Genomic DNA, 20,942 nt, shown 5'->3' with positions numbered 1-20,942 from the left:
CGGCACCACGCACTTGCTACTGAGCGCAGTTCTCAGCGCGGGTGATCGTACCGATTACCAATCGACCGGCGAGGCTATTCGTTTCGCGGCCTCGATCACGAAGCGTCGGCGCGCGGCCCGCTCGTGTTCGTCTGTGGGTCCGGCGCCCGTGATCATCTCGGCGAGCTGCGGCACAGTCTGCCACCAGGCTGCCAGGGCGATCAGAGTGAACACGAGGTGCGCTGGTTCCAGCTCCGGGTCGAGCAGACCGTCGCGTTGCGCGTCCTTGAAGCGGGCCACCTTCTCCCGGTAGTGCGCGGTACGGACCTCGACACGAGCCGGCGGGCCGTCCTGCAGCCCTTCCCACTGCAGCAGCCGGCCGAGTTCGGGGTGGGCCGAGTGGTAGTCGTACGTCGCACCAGCGAACGCACCGACGTCGTCGAGCCCGACCCCCGTCAGCTCGACAGCCGTGGCGAGGCGCTCGAGCTCCGCCGTGAGGACGACGTCCCAGAGCGCTCGCTTGTCACCGAAGTAGCTGTAGAGCCGCTCCTTGTTCACGCCGGACCGCGCCGCGATCGCCGCGACGGTCGTGCCGTCGTACCCGTTGGCTGCGAACTCGACGAGCGCGGCATCGCGGAGCCGGCGCTGCGTCCGCTCGACATCCCATGCCATGGTCAAAGACTACCAACCATGCGGTTGGAGATGCATGCCCGCCGATGTACGATTCCAACCAAATCGTTGGAGATGGAGAAATACATGAACGACATCGCTCGCCTGCCCGCCACGGCTCGCACGCCCGAGCCGGGAACCACAGCCCTGGTCACGGGCGCGAACAGCGGCATCGGGTTCGCGACCGCCCGTCAGCTCCTCGACCACGGCGTGACCGTGTGGATCGGCGCGCGCGATCACGAACGAGGGCAACGGGCTGCTGAGCAACTGGGCTCCGGAGCGTACGTCGTCGAGATCGACGTCACGGACCCGGCCTCTATTGCGGCAGCCGCGGAACAGGTCCGCGACCTGGACATCCTCGTCAACAACGCCGGCGTGAACCCGGGCGGTGACGACATCACAGGGACGTCGATCGAGCAACTTCGCGCCGCCTACGAGACCAACGTCTTCGGGCTCATCGCCGTCACCCAGGCGTTCCTCCCGGCGCTACGGCGGTCCGCGCACCCGCGCATCGTCAACATCTCGAGCGGCACCGGATCACTCACCTGGAACAGCGGCCCGAACCCCCAGTTCGACTGGGAACGAGTGCAGGGCGGTGGCCTGGCCTACCGGAGCTCGAAGACCGCGGTCAACGCGGTGACGATGCTCACGGCGCAGGCGCTGGGCGATGACGTCAAGGTGAACGCCCTAGCCCCGGGCCTGCGTCGCACGAATCTCATCGCCGGCATGTCGGCCGGCGGGGACGCGGCCGAGGCCGCATCTGGCGCAGTGCGGCTCGCGCTCCTCCCTGATGACGGCCCCACGGGAGCGCTCTGGTCGTGGGACGGCACCCGCGCCCCCTGGTGAACGATTGGCGTGCGGTCGGACCCAGTCCCGATAGCCGGTCCTTGACCGGATCCGTCGCAGGCAGGACGCGCTCCGAGACCGCCCGTCTCACATGACCCGTCCGAAAAGGTTCTCCGTGAGGGGGCGCCATCCGGACACGTTCGCGGCTCGGGAAGAACACGAACGCCCCGCCGGCCGAAGCCAGCGGGGCGTCCTCATGAGTCAGACCGGGATCAGAAGTCCCAGTCCTCGTCCTCCGTCACGACGGCCTTGCCGATGACGTACGACGAGCCCGACCCCGAGAAGAAGTCGTGGTTCTCGTCCGCGTTCGGCGACAGCGCCGACAGGATCGCCGGGTTCACGTCCGTCGTCTCCTTGGGGAACATCGGCTCGTAGCCCAGGTTCATCAGCGCCTTGTTGGCGTTGTAGTGCAGGAACTTCTTGACGTCCTCGGTCAGCCCGACACCGTCGTAGAGGTCCTGCGTGTACTGCACCTCGTTCTCGTAGAGCTCGAAGAGCAGGTTGAACGTGTAGTCCTTGATCTCCTGCTTGCGCTCCTCGGAAGCGCCCTCGAGGCCCTTCTGGAACTTGTACCCGATGTAGTACCCGTGCACGGCCTCGTCGCGGATGATCAGGCGGATCAGGTCGGCGGTGTTGGTGAGCTTCGCCCGGCTGGACCAGTACATCGGCAGGTAGAAGCCGGAGTAGAACAGGAACGACTCGAGCAGCGTCGAGGCGACCTTGCGCTTCAGGGGGTCGTCACCCGTGTAGTAGTCGAGGACGATCTGGGCCTTCTTCTGCAGGTTCGGGTTCTCCGTGGACCAGCGGAAGGCGTCGTCGATCTCCGGCGTCGAGGCGAGCGTCGAGAAGATCGACGAGTAGCTCTTCGCGTGCACCGACTCCATGAACGCGATGTTCGTGTAGACGGCCTCTTCGTGCGGGGTGATCGCGTCGGGGATCAGGCTGATCGCGCCGACGGTGCCCTGGATCGTGTCGAGCAGCGTCAGGCCGGTGAAGACCCGCATGGTGAGCTGCTGCTCCTCCGGCGTGAGCGTGTTCCACGACTGCACGTCGTTCGACAGCGGCACCTTCTCGGGCAGCCAGAAGTTGTTGACCAGCCGGTTCCAGACCTCGACGTCCTTGTCGTCCTGGATGCGGTTCCAGTTGATGGCACTGACCGCGCTGATCAGCGGGATGGACTTGCCCGTGGCGTGGACCGGGTCGGTGAGGGTCATGGCTTTCTTCCGGGTGGTGGTGGACAGGACGATCGGACGGACTGGAGGCGCGGGGCGGGGCCCGCCCCGCGCCTCCAGGAAGAGAGCAGCAGCTCTACAGCATGCAGCTGACGCAGCCCTCGACCTCGGTGCCCTCGAGGGCGAGCTGGCGCAGACGGATGTAGTAGATCGTCTTGATGCCCTTGCGCCATGCGTAGATCTGGGCCTTGTTGATGTCGCGCGTGGTGGCGGTGTCCTTGAAGAACAGCGTCAGGGACAGACCCTGGTCGACGTGCTGCGTCGCCGCGGCGTACGTGTCGATGATCTTCTCGGCACCGATCTCGTACGCGTCCTGGTAGTAGTCCAGGTTGTCGTTCGTCATGAACGGCGCCGGGTAGTAGACGCGACCGAGCTTGCCTTCCTTGCGGATCTCGATCTTCGACGCGATCGGGTGGATCGACGACGTCGAGTGGTTGATGTACGAGATCGACCCGGTCGGCGGGACGGCCTGCAGGTTCTGGTTGTAGATGCCGTGCTCCTGGATGGACGCCTTCAGCGCCTTCCAGTCGTCCTGCGTCGGGATCGTGATGTTCGCGTCGTCGAACAGCGATGCGACGCGCTGGGTCGCCGGCGTCCAGGCCTGGTCGGTGTACTTGTCGAAGAACTCGCCCGACGCGTACTTCGAGTCGCGGAAGCCGTCGAACGTCTCCCCCGTCTCGATCGCGATGTTGTTCGAGGCGCGCAGGGCGTGGAACAGCACCGTGTAGAAGTAGATGTTCGTGAAGTCGATGCCCTCGTCGGAGCCGTAGAACACGCGCTCACGAGCGAGGTAGCCGTGCAGGTTCATCTGGCCGAGGCCGATGGCGTGCGACTTGTCGTTGCCGTCCTCGACGGAGCGGACCGACGAGATGTGCGACATCTGCGAGACCGAGGTCAGGCCGCGGATCGCGGTCTCGATGGTCTTGCCGAAGTCCGGCGAGTCCATCGTCAGCGCGATGTTCAGCGAGCCGAGGTTGCAGGAGATGTCCTTGCCGATCTCCTTGTAGGACAGGTCCTCGTTGAAGGTCGTCGGGGTGTTGACCTGCAGGATCTCCGAGCACAGGTTGGACATGTTGATCCGACCCTTGATCGGGTTGGCCTTGTTCACCGTGTCCTCGAACACGATGTACGGGTAGCCCGACTCGAACTGGATCTCGGCGATGGTCGTGAAGAAGTCACGCGCCTTGATCTTCGTCTTCTTGATGCGCGAGTCGTCGACCATCGCGCGGTAGTTCTCGGAGATCGGGACGTCGCCGAACGGCATCCCGTAGACCTTCTCGACGTCGTACGGCGAGAACAGGTACATGTCCTCGTTGTTCTTCGCGAGCTCGAACGTGATGTCCGGCACGACGACACCGAGCGAGAGCGTCTTGATGCGGATCTTCTCGTCCGCGTTCTCGCGCTTGGTGTCGAGGAACTTCATGATGTCGGGGTGGTGCGCCGACAGGTAGACGGCACCGGCACCCTGACGCGCGCCGAGCTGGTTCGCGTACGAGAAGGAGTCTTCCAGCAGCTTCATCACGGGGATGATGCCCGACGACTGGTTCTCGATCTGCTTGATCGGGGCGCCGGCCTCGCGGATGTTGGAGAGCAGCAGGGCCACGCCACCGCCGCGCTTCGAGAGCTGCAGCGACGAGTTGATCCCGCGCGAGATCGACTCCATGTTGTCCTCGATGCGGAGGAGGAAGCAGGAGACGAGCTCGCCGCGCTGGGCCTTCGCGGTGTTGAGGAACGTCGGGGTCGCGGGCTGGAAGCGGCCGGCGATGATCTCCTCGACGAGGTCGATCGCGAGCTGCTCGTTGCCCTGCGCCAGGCCGAGGGCGGTCATCACGACGCGGTCCTCGAAGCGCTCGAGGTAGCGCTTGCCGTCGAACGTCTTGAGCGTGTAGCTCGTGTAGTACTTGAACGCACCGAGGAACGTCTGGAACCGGAACTTCTTCGAGTACGCCAGGTCGTTGAGCTGCTGGATGAAGTCGAGCGAGTACTGCTCGATCGTCGCGGCTTCGTAGTACTCGTTCTCGACCAGGTAGTCGAGCCGCTCCTTCAGGTTGTGGAAGAAGACGGTGTTCTGGTTGACGTGCTGCAGGAAGAACTGCTTGGCGGCCTCACGATCCTTGTCGAACTGGATGTTCCCGTCCGCGTCGTAGAGGTTGAGCATCGCGTTGAGGGAGTGGTAGTCCATCCCCGTCTGCGGCGACGTCAGATCGACGTCTGCAACTGCTGCGTCCAAAATGCATCCAATCCTGAGTTGACCGCCTGCACGTCGTCAGGCGTTCCGAAGAGTTCGAAGCGGTACAAGAGCGGGACGCCGCACTTCTCGGCGATGACGTCCCCGGCGAGCCCGTAGGCCTCGCCGAAGTTCGTGTTCCCTCCGACGATCACACCGCGGATGAGCGAGCGGTTGCGTTCGTCGTTGAGGAACTTGATGACCTGCTTGGGGACCGCGCCCTGGCCGTTGCCGCCACCGTAGGTGGGCAGCACGAGCACGTACGGCTCGTCCGCGTGGAGGAACGGGTCGCTCGGGAGGAGCGGGATGCGGTCCGCGTCACGGCCGAGCTTCTCGACGAAGCGGGCCGTGTAGCCGGACACGCTCGAGAAGTAGACGAGGCGACTCATGTGCGCGCTCCTTGTGAGAGGTGCGGACAGCAGATCAGGGGTGGCCCGTCGGAGGTGCTGCGCGCCTCCGGGCCGGCGGAGCTGCGGGCCCCGGTGACGGGACCCGCACGGCTCACGCGAGTTCGGCGCTGAGCGTCGCGATCTTGTCGGGACGGAAGCCCGACCAGTGGTCGTCGTCGGTCACGACGACGGGGGCCTGCATGTAGCCGAGGCTCTTGACGTGCTCGAGCGCTGCTTCGTCGGCGGAGACGTCGAGCACCTCGTACTGGATGCCCTTGTTGTCGAGCGCGCGGTACGTCGCGGTGCACTGGACGCAGGACGGCTTGGTGTAGACGGTGACGGCCATGATCTCCCCTGGTTCTTGCTGGTGTCGTGCTTGCTGTGGAGGTGGTGCTGATGCCACGTGTGCAGGTGGTGCAGGTAGCTGCGCAGACGTGTCCGGGAAGGGGCCGCTGCGATGTCTCCACACTACATCTAGTGGCTGACTGCCGCACCGACCACTAGAGGAAGTGTTACAGCCGTGTAGTTCTCCACAAGCCCTTCCACAGTGTGCACAGCTCGGGGAGGCCCGCGGTTCCGCCATTCTGCGGCCGACCACCGACACTTCCCCACACTCGTGGAGAGCCTCGATCCACAGGTGTGGAATCGACGCGTCGGCGTGTCGCGGCAGCCCCTGCCGAGCACCGTCGGCACCCGGTCTGTCCACAGCACCCCCGGACGGGTGACGGCACGTTCCGTCCGGTCGGTACGCTCGTCCCGTGAGCGCCTACGGACCCCTGCTGAAGACCCCCGGAGTCGGTCGCGTCATCGCAGCACAGCTCACCGCGCGCTTCCCGTTCGGCATGCTGTCGCTCGCCTACCTGCTGCACGTCGAGCACGTGTTCCACTCCTACGGCGCCGCGGGGCTCGTCCTCGCGACGACGAGCATCGGCCAGGCGATCGCCGGCCCGCTCACCAGCCGCTGGATGGGCAGCTGGGGCATGCGGCCGGTGCTGGTCCTGACGAGCGCCGTCGCCCTGGCGAGCATGGTCGTGATCGCGTTCGTCACGATGCCGCTCTGGGGGTACGTCGTCGTCGGGTTCCTCGGCGGGCTGGCGGTCCCGCCCGTGCAGCCCGCGGTGCGCACCATCTACCCGAAGATGGTGACCTCGTCGCAGCTCACCCCCCTGTTCTCGCTCGACGCCAGTGCGCAGGAGCTCATCTGGGTCGCCGGCCCGGTCATCACCACGTTCGTCGCGACGCAGGTCGGCACGGTGCAGGCGATCGTCGTCGCCATGGTGTTCCTGGTCGTGGGCGGCGTGTGGTTCATCGCCTCCCCCGAGCTCGGTCGCGTCCGCATCCCCCGGTCGAAGCGCGCGTTCGGTGTCGTGCTGAAGCGGCCGTCGGTGATCGTCGCGACGCTGACCGGCCTGCTGCTCATCGGCGCGTGCTCGGCGGTCGAGGCGAGCGTCACCAGCGTCTTCGGAGAGGGCAGTCCGAACGCCGGCATCGTCCTCGCGGTGTTCGCGGTCGGGTCGCTCGCCGGCGGCCTCGCGCTCGGACACCGACCGATCTCGAAGAACACGCTCTGGGCGCGCATGTCGATCGTCTTCGTCGGGCTCGCGCTCGCGGTCGGCGGCACCGACTTCTGGTGGCTCTGCCTGGCCCTCGTCATCGCCGGTGCCGGCATCGCCCCGGCACTCGCGGTCATGTTCGGCTCGGTGTCCGCGACGGTCAAGTTCTCCGACACGGCCGAGGCCTACGGCTGGATGGGCACCGGCCAGCTCATCGGTGCCGCCGGCGGGTCCGCGGTCGCGGGCTTCCTCATCGACGCGAACGGCCCGACCGGTGGCATGACCGTCGGAGCGGTCATGGCGGCGGCGGGGGTCGTCCTGCCGCTCGTGACGAAGCGGTGGTTGCCCGACCTGCGCGGCCGCGACGCGAGTCCCCTCCCCGACACCGAGCCGGTCACGCTGCCGAGCTGACGGCCGGGAGGCACGACGCACCCCCGCCCCGATGGGCAGGATGGGTGCATGGTCACCTCCTTCCCCCTCCACGACGGCCGGTCGATCCCCGCGATCGGGTTCGGCGTCTACAAGGTCGACGACGCCGAGGCGGAGACCGCCGTCCGCCTGGCGCTCGACGCCGGGTACCGCCACGTCGACACGGCCGAGATGTACGGCAACGAAGCCGGCGTCGGGAAGGCGATCCGTGCCTCCCGGCTGGACCGCGACGACGTCTTCGTGACCACCAAGGTGTGGAACGACCACCAGGGGCGCGACGCGACCCTGCGGGCGTTCGACGCGAGCCTCGAGCGGCTCGGACTCGACGCCGTCGACCTGTACCTCATCCACTGGCCGGCGGCGGCGAACGGCCGGTACGTCGAGACGTGGCGGACGCTCGTCGAGCTGCGCGAGCAGGGTCGGGCGCGGAGCGTGGGCGTCTCGAACTTCCAGGTGACGCACCTGCAGCGGGTGGTCGACGAGACGGGCGAGGTGCCGGCCGTCAACCAGGTCGAGCGCCACCCGTGGCTGCCGCAGCGCGAGCTGATCGCGTTCCACGAGGAGCACGGCATCCGGACCGAGGCGTGGTCGCCGCTCGGACGTGGGCGGCTCGTCGACGACCCGGTGCTCACGCGGATCGCGGACGCGCACGGGGTGAGCGTGGCGCAGGTGCTCGTGCGGTGGAACGTGCAGCAGGGGGTCGTCGTGCTGCCGAAGTCGGTGACGCCGTCGCGCATCCGGGCGAACATCGACGTCGACGGGTTCGAGCTGACCGACGAGGACCTGACCGCGATCGCCGGTCTCGAGAACGGACAGCGGACCGGGTCGCACCCGGACTCGGTGTCCTGACGCCGTCGCCGTCGCCGGGGATCTAGAGCGTGTCTCCTGAATGGTGGGTCCAGGCGATGACGGCGTTGAGCACGACGGCTGAGCGGTAGACGATCGCGAGGTCGTCGTACCTCGTCGCCAGGGCTCGCCATTGCTTGAGGCGACAGAAGCCACGCTCGACGACGTTCCGGTTCCTGTAGTCGATGCGGTCGTAGGTCACGGGTCTCCCGCCGCGGGAACCACGCCGTTTCCGGTGTCCTTGCTGGTCGCGAGGCTCGGGGATCACGGACTCGATACCGCGGTCGCGCAGGTGTTGCCGGATCGCTTTGGATGAGTACGCCTGGTCACCGCGGAGCCGGTCCGGTCGGGTCCGCGGCCTGCCGACCGGACGGGCCACTTCGAGCGCTGCCAGCAGCGGCAGCAGCATCGGTGAGTCGCCGGCTTGTCCGGGCGTGATCAGGGTGACCAGGGGCAGCCCGTGGCCGTCGACGAGCTGCTGGACCTTCGTGGACAGGCCGCCGCGGGAGCGGCCGAATCCGTGGTCAGGCGGCTCGAGTCCCGGATCCGTGTGATTCGATGGTTCCCCCTGTCGTCCCCTGACAAGAGCTCCTTCCGGTCAGCGAACTTCGTTGAAGCGAGGTCTGCTGGCCGAACCCGCGTTCACGACGCCACACGCGGCAGCCCCGAGTGGGCGAAAGTCGGACCCGTCACCCGACGACATCAACGCTGTTGTGCAACGGCGATCGTCGCTGCACCCGCACCCGAGCGGACGGCCAGTCGACGCCGCCGGCGCTACAGACAGGATCGATCCGACCTACCAAGACTTCTTCACCAACGGAGATGCCAGTGGTACGCGCGTCCGTTCGGCTGGGGTCCAGAGGAATCGCACCGGACTGATCTGCCGACGACTCGGTTTGAACATGCGCTTGAGTCCCGGCTCGGCGGGCGGGCCCCGTTCCCGAGTGACCAGGGCCTGCGTGCCTACTGCTTCGGCGTCCTGCCGGTCATCTGCCGACGGCAAAGTGTTCCTGCACCGCGGCCGCCGGCAGCGTGTCTTCATATACGGCGACGTTGTCGAGGTTGCCCTTGAAGTGGAACGTCGTGTGGTTGCCGGGCCAGCCGTTGAGGTTGTCGAAGCCGATCCGCCACCACCCGGTGCTGACCTCTGCTCTGGCGTTCGAGCTCGCGGCGACCTGTTCGCCGTCGACGTACAGCCGCATGCCCGACGCGTCCATGGTCGCGGTGGCGAGGTGCCAGACGCCGTCGTTCAGGCCGGCTGCGGAGCTGATCGCGATGTTGGTGCCGTTGTAGGCGCCGAAGTGCACGGCGCCCTCGTCGGAGAGGTAGAGCTGTCGGTCGTACTTGGTGGACTGGTCCGAGCGGAGGTTGCCGAAGCCGAGGAGCATCCCGCCGGTCGTCGTCGTGGTCCGGAACCACGTTTCGATCGCGAAGATCTGCGGTGCATCGACCGCCGCGTCCGTGATCACCTGCCCCCGCACCCCGCCCGCCAGCAGGGACGGACTGTCCCCGGCTCGGCAGGTGCCCGGGGCGAGCGAGACTCCCGAGGTGAGGGTGCCGTGGCGACCGTTCCCGGATCCGTCGGCCGCGGAGGTGCCGGGAGCGTCGTCGAACCGGTAGGTCAGGTACGTGTGTGCGAACGGCGCTCGCTGCAGACACGGGAACGTCGCGGTGGCGAGCCGGGTACCCGTGTTCGCCGCGGTGGCCGTGAACGCTGCGCGAGCGGCATCGTCCACCACGATCACCACGGCGAGGACGGCGGCGAGTGCACCGACGAAGACCACGCTCCGGGCACGTTCCGCGCGGACGGACCGCCGTCGTCGCCGACCGTGCCCGACCGCACGGGTCACCTCGGGTCCGCCTGGGCTGCCCAGGCGGGACGAGAGCACGAGGGCGCCCCCGAGTCCGAGCGTCGCCGCGGCGAGCCTGCCGACGTCGTGCTCGCGGACCCACAGTGCAGGGAGACCGACCAGCGGGACCCGGAGCACACCGACCCCGCGGACGTCCTCCGGCTCCACCGTCCGGGCATCGGGCGTGGGGTTCGCGTCACCGCGGAGTTGCAGGGAACCCGACGGCGTCCGCGCGACGAGTCGGTGCAGCAGCAGCGCTTCCGGGTGGTCGGGGTCCTCGACCAGCAGCACCTGCCCGATCGTCACCTCCCGATCGTGGACCGGCATCGCGACGACCACGTCACCAGGGAGGATCTTCGGCGCCATGGATCCGGACACCACCGTCGTGGGGGTCCACGCCCATGACGCAGGCAGCGCTGCCCAGAGCAGGAGGCTCACGGTGACCACGAGGACCGTGCGGCCGAGCAGTGCCGCAGCGAACACCACCCAGGTCGAGGCGGAGGCGTGCCCGGATCGTGTCACCGCGACAGCCGAGGGCTGTTCGCGTCGTCCGTCCGGACGCAGGGTGACGTCGGCCACGGCCGGGCTCAGGAACTCTGCGCTTCCCAGGTGAGACCGATGCGCGCGGTCCCGTTCTGGGCAGAGTTCGGCGTCGCGGCGTCGAGCGCGACCGTCACCTGGTACGTGCGCGACTCGGAGGAACCGCCGGCGGTGCGCCAGGTGCCGATGCCGTTCGAGAACCTCGTGGCGGTCGATCCGAGGTCGGCGAGGGAGCCCGACCAGACCGCGGCGGGCGAGAGCGGGGTGAAGCCGCTGCACTTGCCGAAGGACCCGCCGGTGCCCTCGGTGACGGTGACGTGCAAGGAGCTCGACAGTGCGTTGGTGGTCGCCGGGTCCGTGCCGTACAGCTTCACCGTCGAGGGGAGTGAGCCGGTCGACGTGACGACGATGCACGATGTCCGCGTGTCACCGGGCTGCAGCCCGGAGGCCGTGAAGAGCGCGGTGTCGGAATCGTCGTCACTGAGCGAGACGGACCCGGCAGACCAGGTGTTCGGGGCGTTGCTCGTCGTGGCCGAGAAGGCGGCGTAGGACGCCTGGGCGATGACGAGGCCGGAGGCCAGGACAGCCGTCGGGACGACGGCGAGGGCGATGGTGCGGCGTGCTCGAGACGTGAGGTGCACGGGGTTCCTTCGGTGAGGGCGCCACACCGTCGTCGGTGGACGCGAGCATGTGCAGGACGAGGGAGCGCGGATCGGCTCCCGGTGCGGGGCGCGGCGGGGCCGTGCTGTCGGTCCCCGCCGCGCCCGGAGATGGTCAGACGCGGCCGAGCATCGCCTCGTTGAGGATGGTGCCGCCGAGCATCCAGCCGCCGTCGGCGACCTCGTCGAGGATGACGAGCGTCGTGGGTCGGGCTCGCTCGCCGTAGACGTCGACGATGGCGTCGGTGACGGCGTCCTGCAGCTTCTTCTTCGACTCCGGGGTCAGGGTGTCAGCGGGGACCTTGATGTTGGCGAAGGGCATGGTGTTCCTCTCGGTGGGGTGTCCCGGACGTTCCGGGGGTCAGAGCGCGGCGTTCGGGGACAGGAGGTCCTCGATGCCGACGCGGTGGTAGAACTCGGATCGGATGCGGTCGGCGACCGCCGAGACGACCTCGCTGCCGTCACGGGAGGGGTCGACGTGGGTCCGGAACGGGCGGGCGCCGTCGGCCAGGCCGACCACGCGCACGATCTCGTCGGCGACGTCCTGCACGTCGGCGTCGGCCGGCACGATCGCGGCGAGGCGGTCGGTCAGGTCGCGCCGGAGCGCCCCGTACTCCGTGTCGTGTTCGTCGACGCGGGCGGTGTCCGTCGGGACGGCGGCGTTCGTGAAGTGGTTCGTGCCCGAGGTGAAGGCGCCCGGGACCACGATCGTGGTGTCGATGCCGAAGCGGATCAGTTCCGCCGCGTAGCTCTCGGCCAGGGCGTCCATGCCGGCCTTCGCCGCGAAGTACGGCGCCAGGAACGGCGGGTGGCCGCCGCGGGTGGCCGAGCTGCCGACCCAGACGACGAGTCCGGACCGGCGCGCCCGCAGGTGTGGCAGGACGGCACGTGCGACGCGCTGGGCGCCGACGACGTTGACGTCGTACAGGGCGGCGAACTGTTCCGGCGTGAACGCCTCGGCCGGACCGTAGGCCATGTGGCCGGCGTTCTGCACCAGCACGTCGATGCGCCCGTGCGCACGGATCACGGTGCTGACCGCCTCGTCGACGGACTGCTCCGACTGCACGTCGAGCTCGACCGCGCCGAGCTGCAGGCCCTCGCGCACGGCGAGGTCGTCGAGCGCGGCACGGGCGGGCGCGTTCCGGCCGTCGACCGCACGCATCCCGGCGACGACGACGTGCCCCGCCCGCGCGAGCGACTCCGCCGTCAGCCGGCCGAAGCCGCTCGACGCGCCCGTGACGAGGACGACCCGCGGCGTCGGCATCAGACCATCCCGCCGTTGGCGCGGATGGTCTGGCCGTTGACCCAGTGCCCGTCGGGCCCGGCGAGGAACGCGACGACACCGGCGATGTCCTCCGGCATGCCGAGCCGTTCGAGGGGCGGGACCTTCGCCAGGGTGTCGATCTGGTCCTGCGTCTTGCCGTCGAGGAACAGCTCGGTCGCCGTCGGCCCCGGAGCCACCACGTTCGCCGTGACGTCCCGGCCGCGGAGCTCCTTCGCGAGGATCATCGTCATGCCCTCGACCGCGCTCTTGCTCGCGACGTAGGCGCCGTAGGTCGGGAACTGCGTCCCCACGACCGACGTCGACATGCCGACGAACGCCCCGCCGGCCCGGAGACGACGGGCAGCCTGCTGCGCGACGACGAAGGTGCCGCGGATGTTCGTCCGGTGCAGTGCGTCGAGGACGTCGAGGTCCTGGTCGGCGATCGTCGACAGCGCAAGGCGGCCGGCGGAGTGCACGACGACGTCGACGCCGCCGTGTTCGGCCTCGACCCGGTCGAACATCGCGGCCACGGCGTGCTCGTCCGCGACGTCGGCCTGCACGGCGACGGCACGGCCGCCCGTCCGCTCGATCTCGGCGACGGTGTCCTCGGCGGCGGCCGTCCCGCTGGCGTGGTTGACGACGACCGTGAAGCCGTCCGCGGCGAGCCGGATCGAGACGGCGCGGCCGATGCCGCGAGAGCCGCCGGTGACCAGGGCGACGCGGCGAGGAGTGGTGCTCATCGTCTGTCCTTTCAGTGATACGCGCCGAGCATTTCGGCGCTACGGCAGAACGTAGCACAGTTACGATCAGCGATACAAATTGCGCTACGATCACTGCATGGCCCGATCTGACGAAGCGCTCCGCAGCGCCCTGCTCCGCGCAGCGGAGGACCAGCTGGTCACTGCCCCCGACGGGGACGTCGCCACCCGAGCGGTCTGCGAAGCGGCCGGCGTGACCCAGCCCGTGCTCTACCGGATCTTCGGCGACAAGCGCAGGCTCCTCGACGCCCTCGCCGAGACGGGCCTGCAGCGGTACACCGCTCGGAAGGCCGAGCTCGAGGTGTCCGACGACCCGGCAGCGGACCTGCGCCATGGATGGGACGACCACCTCGCGTTCGCTCGGGAACACGCCGCCCTCTACCGGCTGATGTTCGCCCCACGGCCGTGGGCGAGCAGTTCCGCGCGGGACGGCCTGACCTCGCTGCTCGAACGGACGCTGACCCGGTGCGCGGCCGCGGGCCTGCTCCGCGTCGACGTCCCCGTCGCAGCGACCATGCTGCTCGCCGCCAACGTCGGACTCGCACTCCACCAGATGACCACGACGGCTCCGGACACTGCCGACGACGACGCGCTCCGGGACGCGGTCCTCGACGCCGTCCTCATCGAGGCGTCCGCCCGCGACCAGGACGACCTCGACGCGGCTGCTCGTCGCCAGCTCCGCGCCCGGCTCGACGACGACGGGTCGAGCGCGTTGCTCCCCGAGGAGACCGCACTCATGCGGATCTGGCTCGACCGACTCGACCACGAGGCCGACCACCACCAGGACCACGAAGGCACCCGATGATCTCCACGTTCCTCGCCGAACACGCACCCCTCGTCCCCATCGGGTTCTGGGTCGCCCTCGCCGTCGCCACGGGGGTCGCGTGGCTGCTCCACCGTCTGCGGCTCCGCGGCGTCCTGCTCGGCCTCTCCGGCCTGTCGTTCGTCGCCGCCCTCGTGCTCACCCTGCTCCCCGACGGTGCCCGCTCTGGCGGCGTCACCTGCACCGTGCAGTTCTCGGTCCCGTTCCAGGGCATCGACACCCTCGCCAACATCGCGCTGCTGCTGCCGCTCGCGCTCTTCCTCAGCGTGGCGACGAGCCGGCCACTCACCGTCCTCGCCGGCACCGTCGCCCTCTCCATCGCCATCGAGGTCGTGCAGGCCCTCGCACCGGCACTCGGCCGGCGATGCGACACCAACGACTGGTTCATGAACACCGTCGGAGCACTGCTGGGCGCGGTCATTGCTCTGACCATCCATGCGATCGACCGGCGGCGGCGCGCCGCTTTCGTCCTGGACTGAACCGCTGCCGGATCACGACAGGCGCTGACCGGTCGATGTCCGTCCTCGATCAGGGTGCGATGTGCGCGTGCTCACCTGCCGCAGCAAGAATGGTGAGCGCGCCGACAGGCCTGCCGTCAGCTGCACCGATCGTGTGCGGGATCATCGTCGGCCGAGTCCCTGCCACTTGCCGAACCCGGCGACGCGCGACGCGTCGGGGCGCTGACCGAGGATCAATGACACGTTGCCCAGGCTGTAGGCGTGGAACGCGGACGCGCGCGCGAGGAACGCCGTCCACCGTTCCGAGTCACGCAAGCTCTCAACCTGCGTCGCGATCGACTCGTGGAGTGCGGCGGCCTGCGCCTTCTTCTCCTCGATGGTGCGGCGGGGCGTCGAGGTCTTCCCGGCCGGACGGCGGGCCGCGGTCTTGGTGGTGCGTGTCGTGGTGATCATGGTTCCTGCTCCTGGGTCGATCGGGGACGATGGGCGGAGCGGGAGGGATCTAGAGCGTGTCTCCTGAATGGTGGGTCCAGGCGATGACGGCGTTGAGCACGACGGCTGAGCGGTAGACGATCGCGAGGTCGTCGTACCTCGTCGCCAGGGCTCGCCATTGCTTGAGGCGACAGAAGCCACGCTCGACGACGTTCCGGTTCCTGTAGTCGATGCGGTCGTAGGTCACGGGTCTCCCGCCGCGGGAACCACGCCGTTTCCGGTGTCCTTGCTGGTCGCGAGGCTCGGGGATCACGGACTCGATACCGCGGTCGCGCAGGTGTTGCCGGATCGCTTTGGATGAGTACGCCTGGTCACCGCGGAGCCGGTCCGGTCGGGTCCGCGGCCTGCCGACCGGACGGGCCACTTCGAGCGCTGCCAGCAGCGGCAGCAGCATCGGTGAGTCACCAGCTTGTCCGGGCGTGATCAGGGTGACCAGGGGCAACCCGTGGCCGTCGACGAGCTGCTGGACCTTCGTGGACAGGCCGCCGCGGGAGCGGCCGAATCCGTGATCAGGCGGCTCGAGTCCCGGATCCGTGTGATTCGATGGTTCCCCCTGTGGTGCGGGCGATGTTCGTGGCGTGCTGATGCGTGCGAGCGATCGTGGAGTCCACTGACAACGACCGATCCACCGCCCCAGCCTGGTCCGCGGACGCTGTCACCGCGGCGAGGACCCTGTCCCACGTGCCGTCGCCTGCCATCCGGCGATGCCACTTCCACACCGTCTGCCACGGCCCGAACACCTCGGGCAGGTCACGCCACGCGATCCCGGTCCGATACCGGTACACGATCCCCTCGACCATGCTCCGAGCGTCCGCGAACGGACGGCCACGTTTGCCTGTCGGACGAGGCATGAACGACTGGATCGAAGACCACTGAGCATCGGAGAGCAGCTGGAATCATCTCACCACTACAGCGCGCCAGCGCTCTACCTGGTCTTCAGGAGACACGCCCTAGCCCCGGCGGTCCTCCTCGGACTGCCACGGCAGGTTCAGGTCGCCCGGCTCGGGCTCGATGTCGCCCGCGTCGTCCGCACCGCCGGTGCCTGGTGCCGCCACCACGCGGGACGGGTCGATGCCGTCCTGCTCGAGGTCCTCGCGGCTGCGCTGCTGCGTCTGGGACGCGACCGTCTCCCGTTCGCTCGACGGGCTGTAGGACGTGTCGGCGGCGCGCTGCTCGCGGTCGCTCACGCCGTCGACGTCGTCGCTGTGCGCCGCGTCGCGGAGTTCGTCGTTGCGGGCGCGGTCGTCGGACTCGTCGGGGCCGGGCACGTTCGGGATGCTGTCGCTCATGCCCCGCACAGTAGGCCGGGGCTCCTGGTACCGGTTCGGTCACGACGGCCGTGATCCGGTTCGCGCTCGGGTACCGTCGTCCCGACGAAAGGGGTCGGACGATGGGTCGGACGAGGGCACGGGGCACGGCGGCCGTCGCACTGGTGGGGATGAGCACGCTGCTGTTGGCGGGCTGCTCGCTGTTCGGCGACGACGCCCCGCTGCCGGCGCCGACCGGCCACGCTGCGCCGAGCGCCTCCGCGACGCCGGGGCCCGTCGGCGGGTCGGGCGACACCGCACAGCCCGTCGCGGCGCCGCAGGCGGTCCCGGCGGGCACGGTCGTCGCGGAGACCGACGCGGTGTCGAAGACCGGCGACACGTCGATCCACGTCCGGGTCGTCGCGAACGACCACGGCACGTTCGACGCGCAGCTGTCGGACTACCGCACCACGCAGCCGCAGCCGATGTCCGTGCAGTTCCGGCGCACGGCGCAGTACGGCGACGGTGGTGACACCGAAGCGGTCGCCACGACGCAGTGGGACGCCGACGCCCAGCCGCCCGCGACGGTCAGCCTGAGCGACGGCGGCCCCTACCCGGACTGGCTGCACACGGTCGTCCTCGTCCCGCAGTCCGACGGCGACGACAGTGCCCGCCCGTGGGTCTACAAGGTGCTCGCGATCGGGAAGCTCTCCTGGTCGATCCCGAACCCCGACCCGGACCTGCACGTCACGCTCGGCACGGCCCGACCGGGTGCGTACGGTTACGCGTTCGACGCCGCCGACGAGACCCTCCGCGGGACGACCGGCACCCCGGTCAGCTACAAGGTCAACGAGGGCGACGACCAGTCCACCATCGCGAAGCGCTTCGGCATCACCGTGGACCAGCTGCGGTGGCTCAACCCGACGATGCAGACCCGTGGCAACAACTGGGTGCTCGCCGGCTCCTGGATCAACCTGGACCCGGCCTCGCGCTGACACGGAGCCCGGTGCGGGTCCGTTACGCTCGACCAGCACCCCGCACCACCCAGGAGGCCACATCGTGACCATCGTCGCCGCCGCAGACGGCTCCGCCCTCGGCAATCCCGGACCGGCCGGCTGGGCCTGGTACGTCGATGACGACCGCTGGGCAGCCGGTGGATGGCCGCGGGCGACGAACAACATCGGCGAGCTCACGGCCGTGCTGCAGCTGCTCCGCGCCACGAAGGACACCGGCGAGCCGCTGCACATCCTCTGCGACAGCCAGTACGCGATCAAGGCGTGCACCGAGTGGCTCGCCGGGTGGAAGCGCAAGGGCTGGCGGAAGGCCGACGGCAAGCCCGTGCTGAACGTCGAGATCATCAAGGAGCTCGACGCCGAGCTGCAGGGCCGCAAGGTCACCTTCGAGTGGGTCCGCGGGCATGTCGGCCACGAGATGAACGAGGCCGCGGACGTCCGTGCCCGCGGCGCTGCGACCGCCTTCCAGAACCACACCGAGGTGCCGACCGGTCCGGGTTGGCCGGACACCGTCGTCCCGCCCGCTCCGGAGCCGGTGCAGGTCGAACCGCCCGCCACCCTGTTCTGACGAGCCGCACGCCCTGTCGGGCCGCACGACGACGAGCCGCATGACGACGGGCCCGGGCGATGTCCTCGCCCGGGCCCGTCGTCCGCTCGGGACGTGCGCTCAGTAGGTGCCGTCGCGACGGTCCTGCCGGGTGATCTGCTCCCCCGACGCCGGGTCGACGCCCGACCGGGTGGTGGTCGTGGTCCGACGCCCGCCGAACCCGACCGCCAGGCTGATGATGAGCAGCACGACCCCGGCGGCCATCAGGATGTAGCCGATCAGGCGCAGGTCGATGCCGGCGATCTGGTAGTCGACCGCGAAGGCGACGATCGCTCCGATGACGATCAGGGCGATGCTCGATCCGATGCGCATGACGGGTCCTTCCGTGGTGCCCCGTCCCGGGTGTCCGGGGCTGGCGTCGAAGGTACCCGGACCGCGGCGGCGAGGTTCCGTGTGATCGCCGAGCGAGGCCGGCCTCAGTCGACGTCGACCTCGGCCCAGCCGTCGAACCGGCCGATCTCGGTGACGCGCACCACGGCTTCACCGGTCTCGTCGGACGCGTCCAGGTCGATCGTCGCCGAGAACCCGAAGTCCTTGTCGCCCTCGGGGTCGGCGAAGATCTGCCGTGCCCGCCAGGTCCGACCCGGTCCGTGCTCGTCGAGCACCAGGTACGCCATCGAGCGGGCGTCGCCGTCGGTCCCGATCGCGTCGTGCTCCTCGTAGTACTCCTCGAGCACGGCGTCCCACTCGTCCTGCCCGAACCCTGCGGCCCCGTCGAGCGCGGCGAGCCCGGCGACGTCGTCGGCCGCCGCGAGCAGCACGCGTTGGAACAGGGCGTTCCGCACGAGCACCCGGAACGCCCTCGGGTTGCCGGTGAGCCGCGCGGGCTGCGGCGGCGCGATCTCGTCGTGCTCCGCCGCGGCCTCCGCGACGGAGCCGTTGACCAGCGCCTCCCACTCGTCGACGAGCGAGGAGTCGGTCTGCCGCACGACCTCGCCGAGCCACTCGATCAGGTCGTCGAGCTCGGGCGTGCGCTGTTCCTCGGAGATGGTCTGGCGCATGGTGCGGTAGGCGTCGGACAGGTAGCGGAGCACGAGTCCCTCGGAGCGGGTCAGCTGGTAGAACCGCACGAAGTCGCCGAAGGTCATCGCCCGCTCGTACACGTCGCGCACCACGGCCTTGGGCGACAGCGTGAAGTCGAGCACCCACGGCTGTTCGGCCGCGTAGGCCTCGTACGCGGCGGTCAGCAGTTCGTCGAGCGGCTTGGGCCAGGTGACCTCCTCGAGCAGCTCCATCCGCTCCTCGTACTCGATGCCCTCGCGCTTCATCCGGGCGACCTCCTCGCCGCGCTCCTTGAACTGCTGCTGCGCGAGGATGGCGCGCGGGTCGTCGAGGGTCGCCTCGACGACCGACACCATGTCGAGCGCGTACGTCGGGGACTCGGGGTCGAGCAGTTCGAAGGCGGCGAGTGCGAACGGCGACAGCGGCTGGTTGAGCGCGAAGTTCACGGGCAGGTCGACGGTCATGCGGTAGCGCCCGTCGACCTTCTCGATCACGCGGGCGTTGATCAGCGTGCGGGCGATCGACAGCGCGCGTCGGGCCATCGCGAGCTGCCGGGAGCGCGGCTCGTGGTTCTCGAACACGAGCGAGCGGACGTCGGCGAAGGCGTCACCCCCGCGGGCGACGACGGCGAGCACCATCGCGTGCGTGATCCGCATCCGGGACACCATCGGCTCGGGCTCGGCGGCGATGAGCCGGTCGAACGACGCCGGCCCCCACGAGACGAACCCCTCCGGCGCCTTCTTCTTCTTGACCTTGTTCTTCTTCTTCGGGTCGTCCCCGGCCTTGGCGACGGCCCGGGCGTTCTCGATCTCGTGCTCCGGCGCCTCGGCCACGACGTCGCCCTCGGTGTCGTAGCCGGCTCGTCCGGCTCGTCCGGCGATCTGGTGGAACTCGCGGGCGGACAGCTGCCGCATCCGGGAGCCGTCGAACTTCGTCAGCCCGGTGAGCAGCACGGAGCGGATCGGCACGTTGATCCCGACCCCCAGGGTGTCGGTGCCGCAGATCACCGGCAGCAGGCCGCGCTGGGCGAGCTGCTCGACGAGCCGGCGGTACTTCGGCAGCATGCCCGCGTGGTGCACGCCGATGCCGGCCCGGATGAGTCGTGACAGCGTCTGCCCGAACCCGGCGCTGAAGCGGAACCCGGCGATCGCGGCGGCGATCTCGTCCCGGCGTTCACGCGACGCCACCTTCACGGACATGAGCGCCTGCGCACGCTCGAGCGCCGCGGCCTGGGCGAAGTGCACGATGTAGACCGGCGCCTTCCCCTCCTCGAGCAGACGTTCGACCGTCTCCTGCACCGGGGTCAGCACGTACTCGTACGACAACGGCACGGGCCGCGAGACGCCGGTGACCCGTGCGGTCGGGCGCCCGGTCCGGCGCGACAGGTCGTCGGCGATGGTCGTGACGTCGCCGAGCGTCGCCGACATGAGCAGGAACTGCACGCGCTCGAGCACGAGCAGCGGCACCTGCCACGCCCAGCCGCGGTCGGGGTCGCCGTAGAAGTGGAACTCGTCCATCACCACGACGTCGACCTCGGCGTCCGGGCCCTGGCGGAGCGCGGTGTTCGCGAGGATCTCGGCCGTGCAGCAGATGATCGGGGCGTCCGCGTTGACGCTCGAGTCACCGGTCACCATGCCGACGTTCTGCGCGCCGAACAGGTCCACGAGCTGGAAGAACTTCTCGGAGACGAGGGCCTTGATCGGCGCCGTGTAGTAGCTGCGCTTGCCCTCGGCGAGCGCGGCGAAGTGCGCCCCGGCCGCGACGAGGGACTTGCCGGTACCGGTCGGCGTGCTGAGGACGACGTTCGCGCCGGAGACGAGCTCGATGAGCGCTTCGTCCTGCGCCGGGTAGAGCGGTCGTCCGCCCGCCTCGGCCCAGTCGGCGAACGCCTGGTAGACCGCGTCGGGGTCGACGGCGCCGTCGACCGCCGCCGGCAGGGCGGCGAGGAGCGGCGGGGTGGTGGTGACGTCGGTCATGCGCCCATCCTCCCAGGTGGGCGGTGACCGGCAGACGAGCCAGCGGCGGACGGGAGGCACGGGGCCGCTCCGTCACGCATCCG

At 69.2% G+C, this 20,942-nt stretch carries 22 protein-coding genes and 1 pseudogene; 7 read left to right on the top strand and 16 right to left on the bottom strand.

All coding sequences use genetic code 11. The features are described 5' to 3' along the window. Positions 1-54: 54 nt before the first annotated feature. Complete coding sequence (locus M3666_RS15355; RefSeq protein ID WP_251155685.1) at positions 55-651, bottom strand: TetR family transcriptional regulator; 597 nt, start codon at positions 649-651, stop codon at positions 55-57. 18 nt (positions 652-669) lie between these two features. Between M3666_RS15355 and M3666_RS15350 the strand changes: the two genes are divergently transcribed. Further along, positions 670-1,494 carry an SDR family NAD(P)-dependent oxidoreductase gene (locus M3666_RS15350; RefSeq protein WP_251155684.1) on the top strand — a complete coding sequence of 275 codons (825 nt, stop codon included), beginning with the start codon at positions 670-672 and terminating at the stop codon, positions 1,492-1,494. Positions 1,495-1,706: 212 nt separating this feature from the next. On the opposite strand, the gene nrdF is transcribed toward M3666_RS15350, so the two are convergent. From nrdF to nrdH, 4 genes are all read right to left on the bottom strand, one after another. Further along, positions 1,707-2,708 (bottom strand): class 1b ribonucleoside-diphosphate reductase subunit beta, encoded by a 1,002-nt coding sequence (nrdF, locus tag M3666_RS15345; protein ID WP_058725585.1) that lies wholly within the window; start codon positions 2,706-2,708, stop codon positions 1,707-1,709. 94 nt (positions 2,709-2,802) lie between these two features. Continuing rightward, positions 2,803-4,908, bottom strand: coding sequence for a class 1b ribonucleoside-diphosphate reductase subunit alpha (nrdE, locus tag M3666_RS15340; RefSeq protein WP_251155683.1), 2,106 nt, complete (start codon positions 4,906-4,908; stop codon positions 2,803-2,805). 17 nt (positions 4,909-4,925) lie between these two features. Further along, the gene (gene nrdI, locus M3666_RS15335) at positions 4,926-5,342 is read right to left on the bottom strand and encodes a class Ib ribonucleoside-diphosphate reductase assembly flavoprotein NrdI (RefSeq protein WP_066656296.1); all 417 of its coding nucleotides are present in this window, start codon (positions 5,340-5,342) and stop codon (positions 4,926-4,928) included. A 112-nt stretch (positions 5,343-5,454) separates the two neighbouring features. Then, the gene (gene nrdH, locus M3666_RS15330; RefSeq protein WP_058727719.1) at positions 5,455-5,688 is read right to left on the bottom strand and encodes a glutaredoxin-like protein NrdH; all 234 of its coding nucleotides are present in this window, start codon (positions 5,686-5,688) and stop codon (positions 5,455-5,457) included. A 412-nt stretch (positions 5,689-6,100) separates the two neighbouring features. On the opposite strand from nrdH, the gene M3666_RS15325 reads away from it, so the two are divergent. Together M3666_RS15325 and M3666_RS15320 are read left to right on the top strand one after the other, a co-directional pair. After that, complete coding sequence (locus M3666_RS15325; protein ID WP_066656297.1) at positions 6,101-7,306, top strand: MFS transporter; 1,206 nt, start codon at positions 6,101-6,103, stop codon at positions 7,304-7,306. Between the two features lie 48 nt (positions 7,307-7,354). After that, a complete protein-coding gene (locus M3666_RS15320; protein ID WP_251155682.1) occupies positions 7,355-8,173 on the top strand; it encodes an aldo/keto reductase in 819 nt (272 codons plus the stop codon). Positions 8,174-8,195: 22 nt separating this feature from the next. Here the strand turns inward: M3666_RS15320 and M3666_RS15315 are convergent. The 6 genes and pseudogenes from M3666_RS15315 to M3666_RS15290 all read right to left on the bottom strand — a co-directional run. Then, a pseudogene (locus M3666_RS15315) lies at positions 8,196-8,738 on the bottom strand (IS5 family transposase); the annotation flags it as partial. A 418-nt stretch (positions 8,739-9,156) separates the two neighbouring features. Next, positions 9,157-10,599 (bottom strand): LamG-like jellyroll fold domain-containing protein, encoded by a 1,443-nt coding sequence (locus M3666_RS15310; RefSeq protein ID WP_251155681.1) that lies wholly within the window; start codon positions 10,597-10,599, stop codon positions 9,157-9,159. Positions 10,600-10,607: 8 nt separating this feature from the next. Then, entirely contained in the window at positions 10,608-11,201 is a 594-nt protein-coding gene (locus M3666_RS15305) for a hypothetical protein (RefSeq protein WP_066656325.1), read from the bottom strand. Between the two features lie 133 nt (positions 11,202-11,334). After that, positions 11,335-11,541: a tautomerase family protein gene (locus tag M3666_RS15300; RefSeq protein ID WP_066656327.1), complete on the bottom strand. Its 207-nt coding sequence runs from the start codon at positions 11,539-11,541 to the stop codon at positions 11,335-11,337. Between the two features lie 39 nt (positions 11,542-11,580). Next, positions 11,581-12,483, bottom strand: coding sequence for an SDR family oxidoreductase (locus tag M3666_RS15295; RefSeq protein ID WP_066656329.1), 903 nt, complete (start codon positions 12,481-12,483; stop codon positions 11,581-11,583). Further along, entirely contained in the window at positions 12,483-13,223 is a 741-nt protein-coding gene (locus M3666_RS15290; protein ID WP_251155680.1) for an SDR family oxidoreductase, read from the bottom strand. Before M3666_RS15290 ends, M3666_RS15295 begins: the two co-directional genes overlap by 1 nt. Before the next feature lie 97 nt (positions 13,224-13,320). Here M3666_RS15290 and M3666_RS15285 point away from each other — a divergent pair, with 97 nt between their 5' ends. Both M3666_RS15285 and M3666_RS15280 read left to right on the top strand, forming a co-directional pair. Next, a complete protein-coding gene (locus tag M3666_RS15285; RefSeq protein WP_251155679.1) occupies positions 13,321-14,046 on the top strand; it encodes a TetR/AcrR family transcriptional regulator in 726 nt (241 codons plus the stop codon). Further along, positions 14,043-14,543, top strand: coding sequence for a VanZ family protein (locus M3666_RS15280; RefSeq protein WP_251155678.1), 501 nt, complete (start codon positions 14,043-14,045; stop codon positions 14,541-14,543). The genes M3666_RS15285 and M3666_RS15280 overlap by 4 nt, the downstream gene beginning before the upstream one ends. Before the next feature lie 141 nt (positions 14,544-14,684). On the opposite strand, the gene M3666_RS15275 is transcribed toward M3666_RS15280, so the two are convergent. The 3 genes from M3666_RS15275 to M3666_RS15265 all read right to left on the bottom strand — a co-directional run bounded on the left by M3666_RS15275 (position 14,685) and on the right by M3666_RS15265 (position 16,303). Then, positions 14,685-14,975 (bottom strand): hypothetical protein, encoded by a 291-nt coding sequence (locus M3666_RS15275; RefSeq protein ID WP_251155677.1) that lies wholly within the window; start codon positions 14,973-14,975, stop codon positions 14,685-14,687. A 49-nt stretch (positions 14,976-15,024) separates the two neighbouring features. Next, positions 15,025-15,865 (bottom strand): IS5 family transposase gene (locus tag M3666_RS15270; protein WP_251155676.1). Its coding sequence is split into 2 segments (ribosomal slippage): positions 15,025-15,561 and positions 15,563-15,865, totalling 840 coding nucleotides; the frame shifts between segments, so codons are not numbered across the junction. Between the two features lie 99 nt (positions 15,866-15,964). Next, the gene (locus M3666_RS15265) at positions 15,965-16,303 is read right to left on the bottom strand and encodes a hypothetical protein (protein ID WP_251155675.1); all 339 of its coding nucleotides are present in this window, start codon (positions 16,301-16,303) and stop codon (positions 15,965-15,967) included. A 101-nt stretch (positions 16,304-16,404) separates the two neighbouring features. Here M3666_RS15265 and M3666_RS15260 point away from each other — a divergent pair, with 101 nt between their 5' ends. Together M3666_RS15260 and M3666_RS15255 are read left to right on the top strand one after the other, a co-directional pair. Then, on the top strand, positions 16,405-17,256 hold the full coding sequence (locus tag M3666_RS15260; protein WP_251155674.1) for a LysM domain-containing protein: 852 nt from the start codon (positions 16,405-16,407) through the stop codon (positions 17,254-17,256). Between the two features lie 64 nt (positions 17,257-17,320). Then, on the top strand, positions 17,321-17,842 hold the full coding sequence (locus tag M3666_RS15255) for a ribonuclease H (protein ID WP_126890654.1): 522 nt from the start codon (positions 17,321-17,323) through the stop codon (positions 17,840-17,842). 99 nt (positions 17,843-17,941) lie between these two features. On the opposite strand, the gene M3666_RS15250 is transcribed toward M3666_RS15255, so the two are convergent. Together M3666_RS15250 and M3666_RS15245 are read right to left on the bottom strand one after the other, a co-directional pair. Next, positions 17,942-18,193: a DUF6458 family protein gene (locus M3666_RS15250; protein WP_066656348.1), complete on the bottom strand. Its 252-nt coding sequence runs from the start codon at positions 18,191-18,193 to the stop codon at positions 17,942-17,944. Positions 18,194-18,297: 104 nt separating this feature from the next. Further along, positions 18,298-20,859 (bottom strand): RNA helicase, encoded by a 2,562-nt coding sequence (locus M3666_RS15245; RefSeq protein WP_251155673.1) that lies wholly within the window; start codon positions 20,857-20,859, stop codon positions 18,298-18,300. Positions 20,860-20,942: the final 83 nt, after the last annotated feature.

This window comes from Curtobacterium sp. ODYSSEY 48 V2, from assembly GCF_023712625.1.
Classification (GTDB): domain Bacteria; phylum Actinomycetota; class Actinomycetes; order Actinomycetales; family Microbacteriaceae; genus Curtobacterium.
The sequence above is the reverse complement of the archived record's forward strand: the minus strand, read 5'-3'. Positions and strand labels throughout refer to the sequence as shown.

What these genes read in the sequence shown, in the direction of transcription:
- M3666_RS15355 (WP_251155685.1), bottom strand. Translation starts at nt 651, where the DNA reads ATGGCATGGGATGTCGAGCGGACGCAGCGCCGGCTCCGCGATGCCGCG.
- M3666_RS15350 (WP_251155684.1), top strand. Translation starts at nt 670, where the DNA reads ATGCGGTTGGAGATGCATGCCCGCCGATGTACGATTCCAACCAAATCG.
- nrdF (WP_058725585.1), bottom strand. Translation starts at nt 2,708, where the DNA reads ATGACCCTCACCGACCCGGTCCACGCCACGGGCAAGTCCATCCCGCTG.
- nrdE (WP_251155683.1), bottom strand. Translation starts at nt 4,908, where the DNA reads ATGGACTACCACTCCCTCAACGCGATGCTCAACCTCTACGACGCGGAC.
- nrdI (WP_066656296.1), bottom strand. Translation starts at nt 5,342, where the DNA reads ATGAGTCGCCTCGTCTACTTCTCGAGCGTGTCCGGCTACACGGCCCGC.
- nrdH (WP_058727719.1), bottom strand. Translation starts at nt 5,688, where the DNA reads ATGGCCGTCACCGTCTACACCAAGCCGTCCTGCGTCCAGTGCACCGCG.
- M3666_RS15320 (WP_251155682.1), top strand. Translation starts at nt 7,355, where the DNA reads ATGGTCACCTCCTTCCCCCTCCACGACGGCCGGTCGATCCCCGCGATC.
- M3666_RS15300 (WP_066656327.1), bottom strand. Translation starts at nt 11,541, where the DNA reads ATGCCCTTCGCCAACATCAAGGTCCCCGCTGACACCCTGACCCCGGAG.
- M3666_RS15295 (WP_066656329.1), bottom strand. Translation starts at nt 12,483, where the DNA reads ATGCCGACGCCGCGGGTCGTCCTCGTCACGGGCGCGTCGAGCGGCTTC.
- M3666_RS15290 (WP_251155680.1), bottom strand. Translation starts at nt 13,223, where the DNA reads ATGAGCACCACTCCTCGCCGCGTCGCCCTGGTCACCGGCGGCTCTCGC.
- M3666_RS15285 (WP_251155679.1), top strand. Translation starts at nt 13,321, where the DNA reads ATGGCCCGATCTGACGAAGCGCTCCGCAGCGCCCTGCTCCGCGCAGCG.
- M3666_RS15280 (WP_251155678.1), top strand. Translation starts at nt 14,043, where the DNA reads ATGATCTCCACGTTCCTCGCCGAACACGCACCCCTCGTCCCCATCGGG.
- M3666_RS15275 (WP_251155677.1), bottom strand. Translation starts at nt 14,975, where the DNA reads ATGATCACCACGACACGCACCACCAAGACCGCGGCCCGCCGTCCGGCC.
- M3666_RS15265 (WP_251155675.1), bottom strand. Translation starts at nt 16,303, where the DNA reads ATGAGCGACAGCATCCCGAACGTGCCCGGCCCCGACGAGTCCGACGAC.
- M3666_RS15260 (WP_251155674.1), top strand. Translation starts at nt 16,405, where the DNA reads ATGGGTCGGACGAGGGCACGGGGCACGGCGGCCGTCGCACTGGTGGGG.
- M3666_RS15250 (WP_066656348.1), bottom strand. Translation starts at nt 18,193, where the DNA reads ATGCGCATCGGATCGAGCATCGCCCTGATCGTCATCGGAGCGATCGTC.
- M3666_RS15245 (WP_251155673.1), bottom strand. Translation starts at nt 20,859, where the DNA reads ATGACCGACGTCACCACCACCCCGCCGCTCCTCGCCGCCCTGCCGGCG.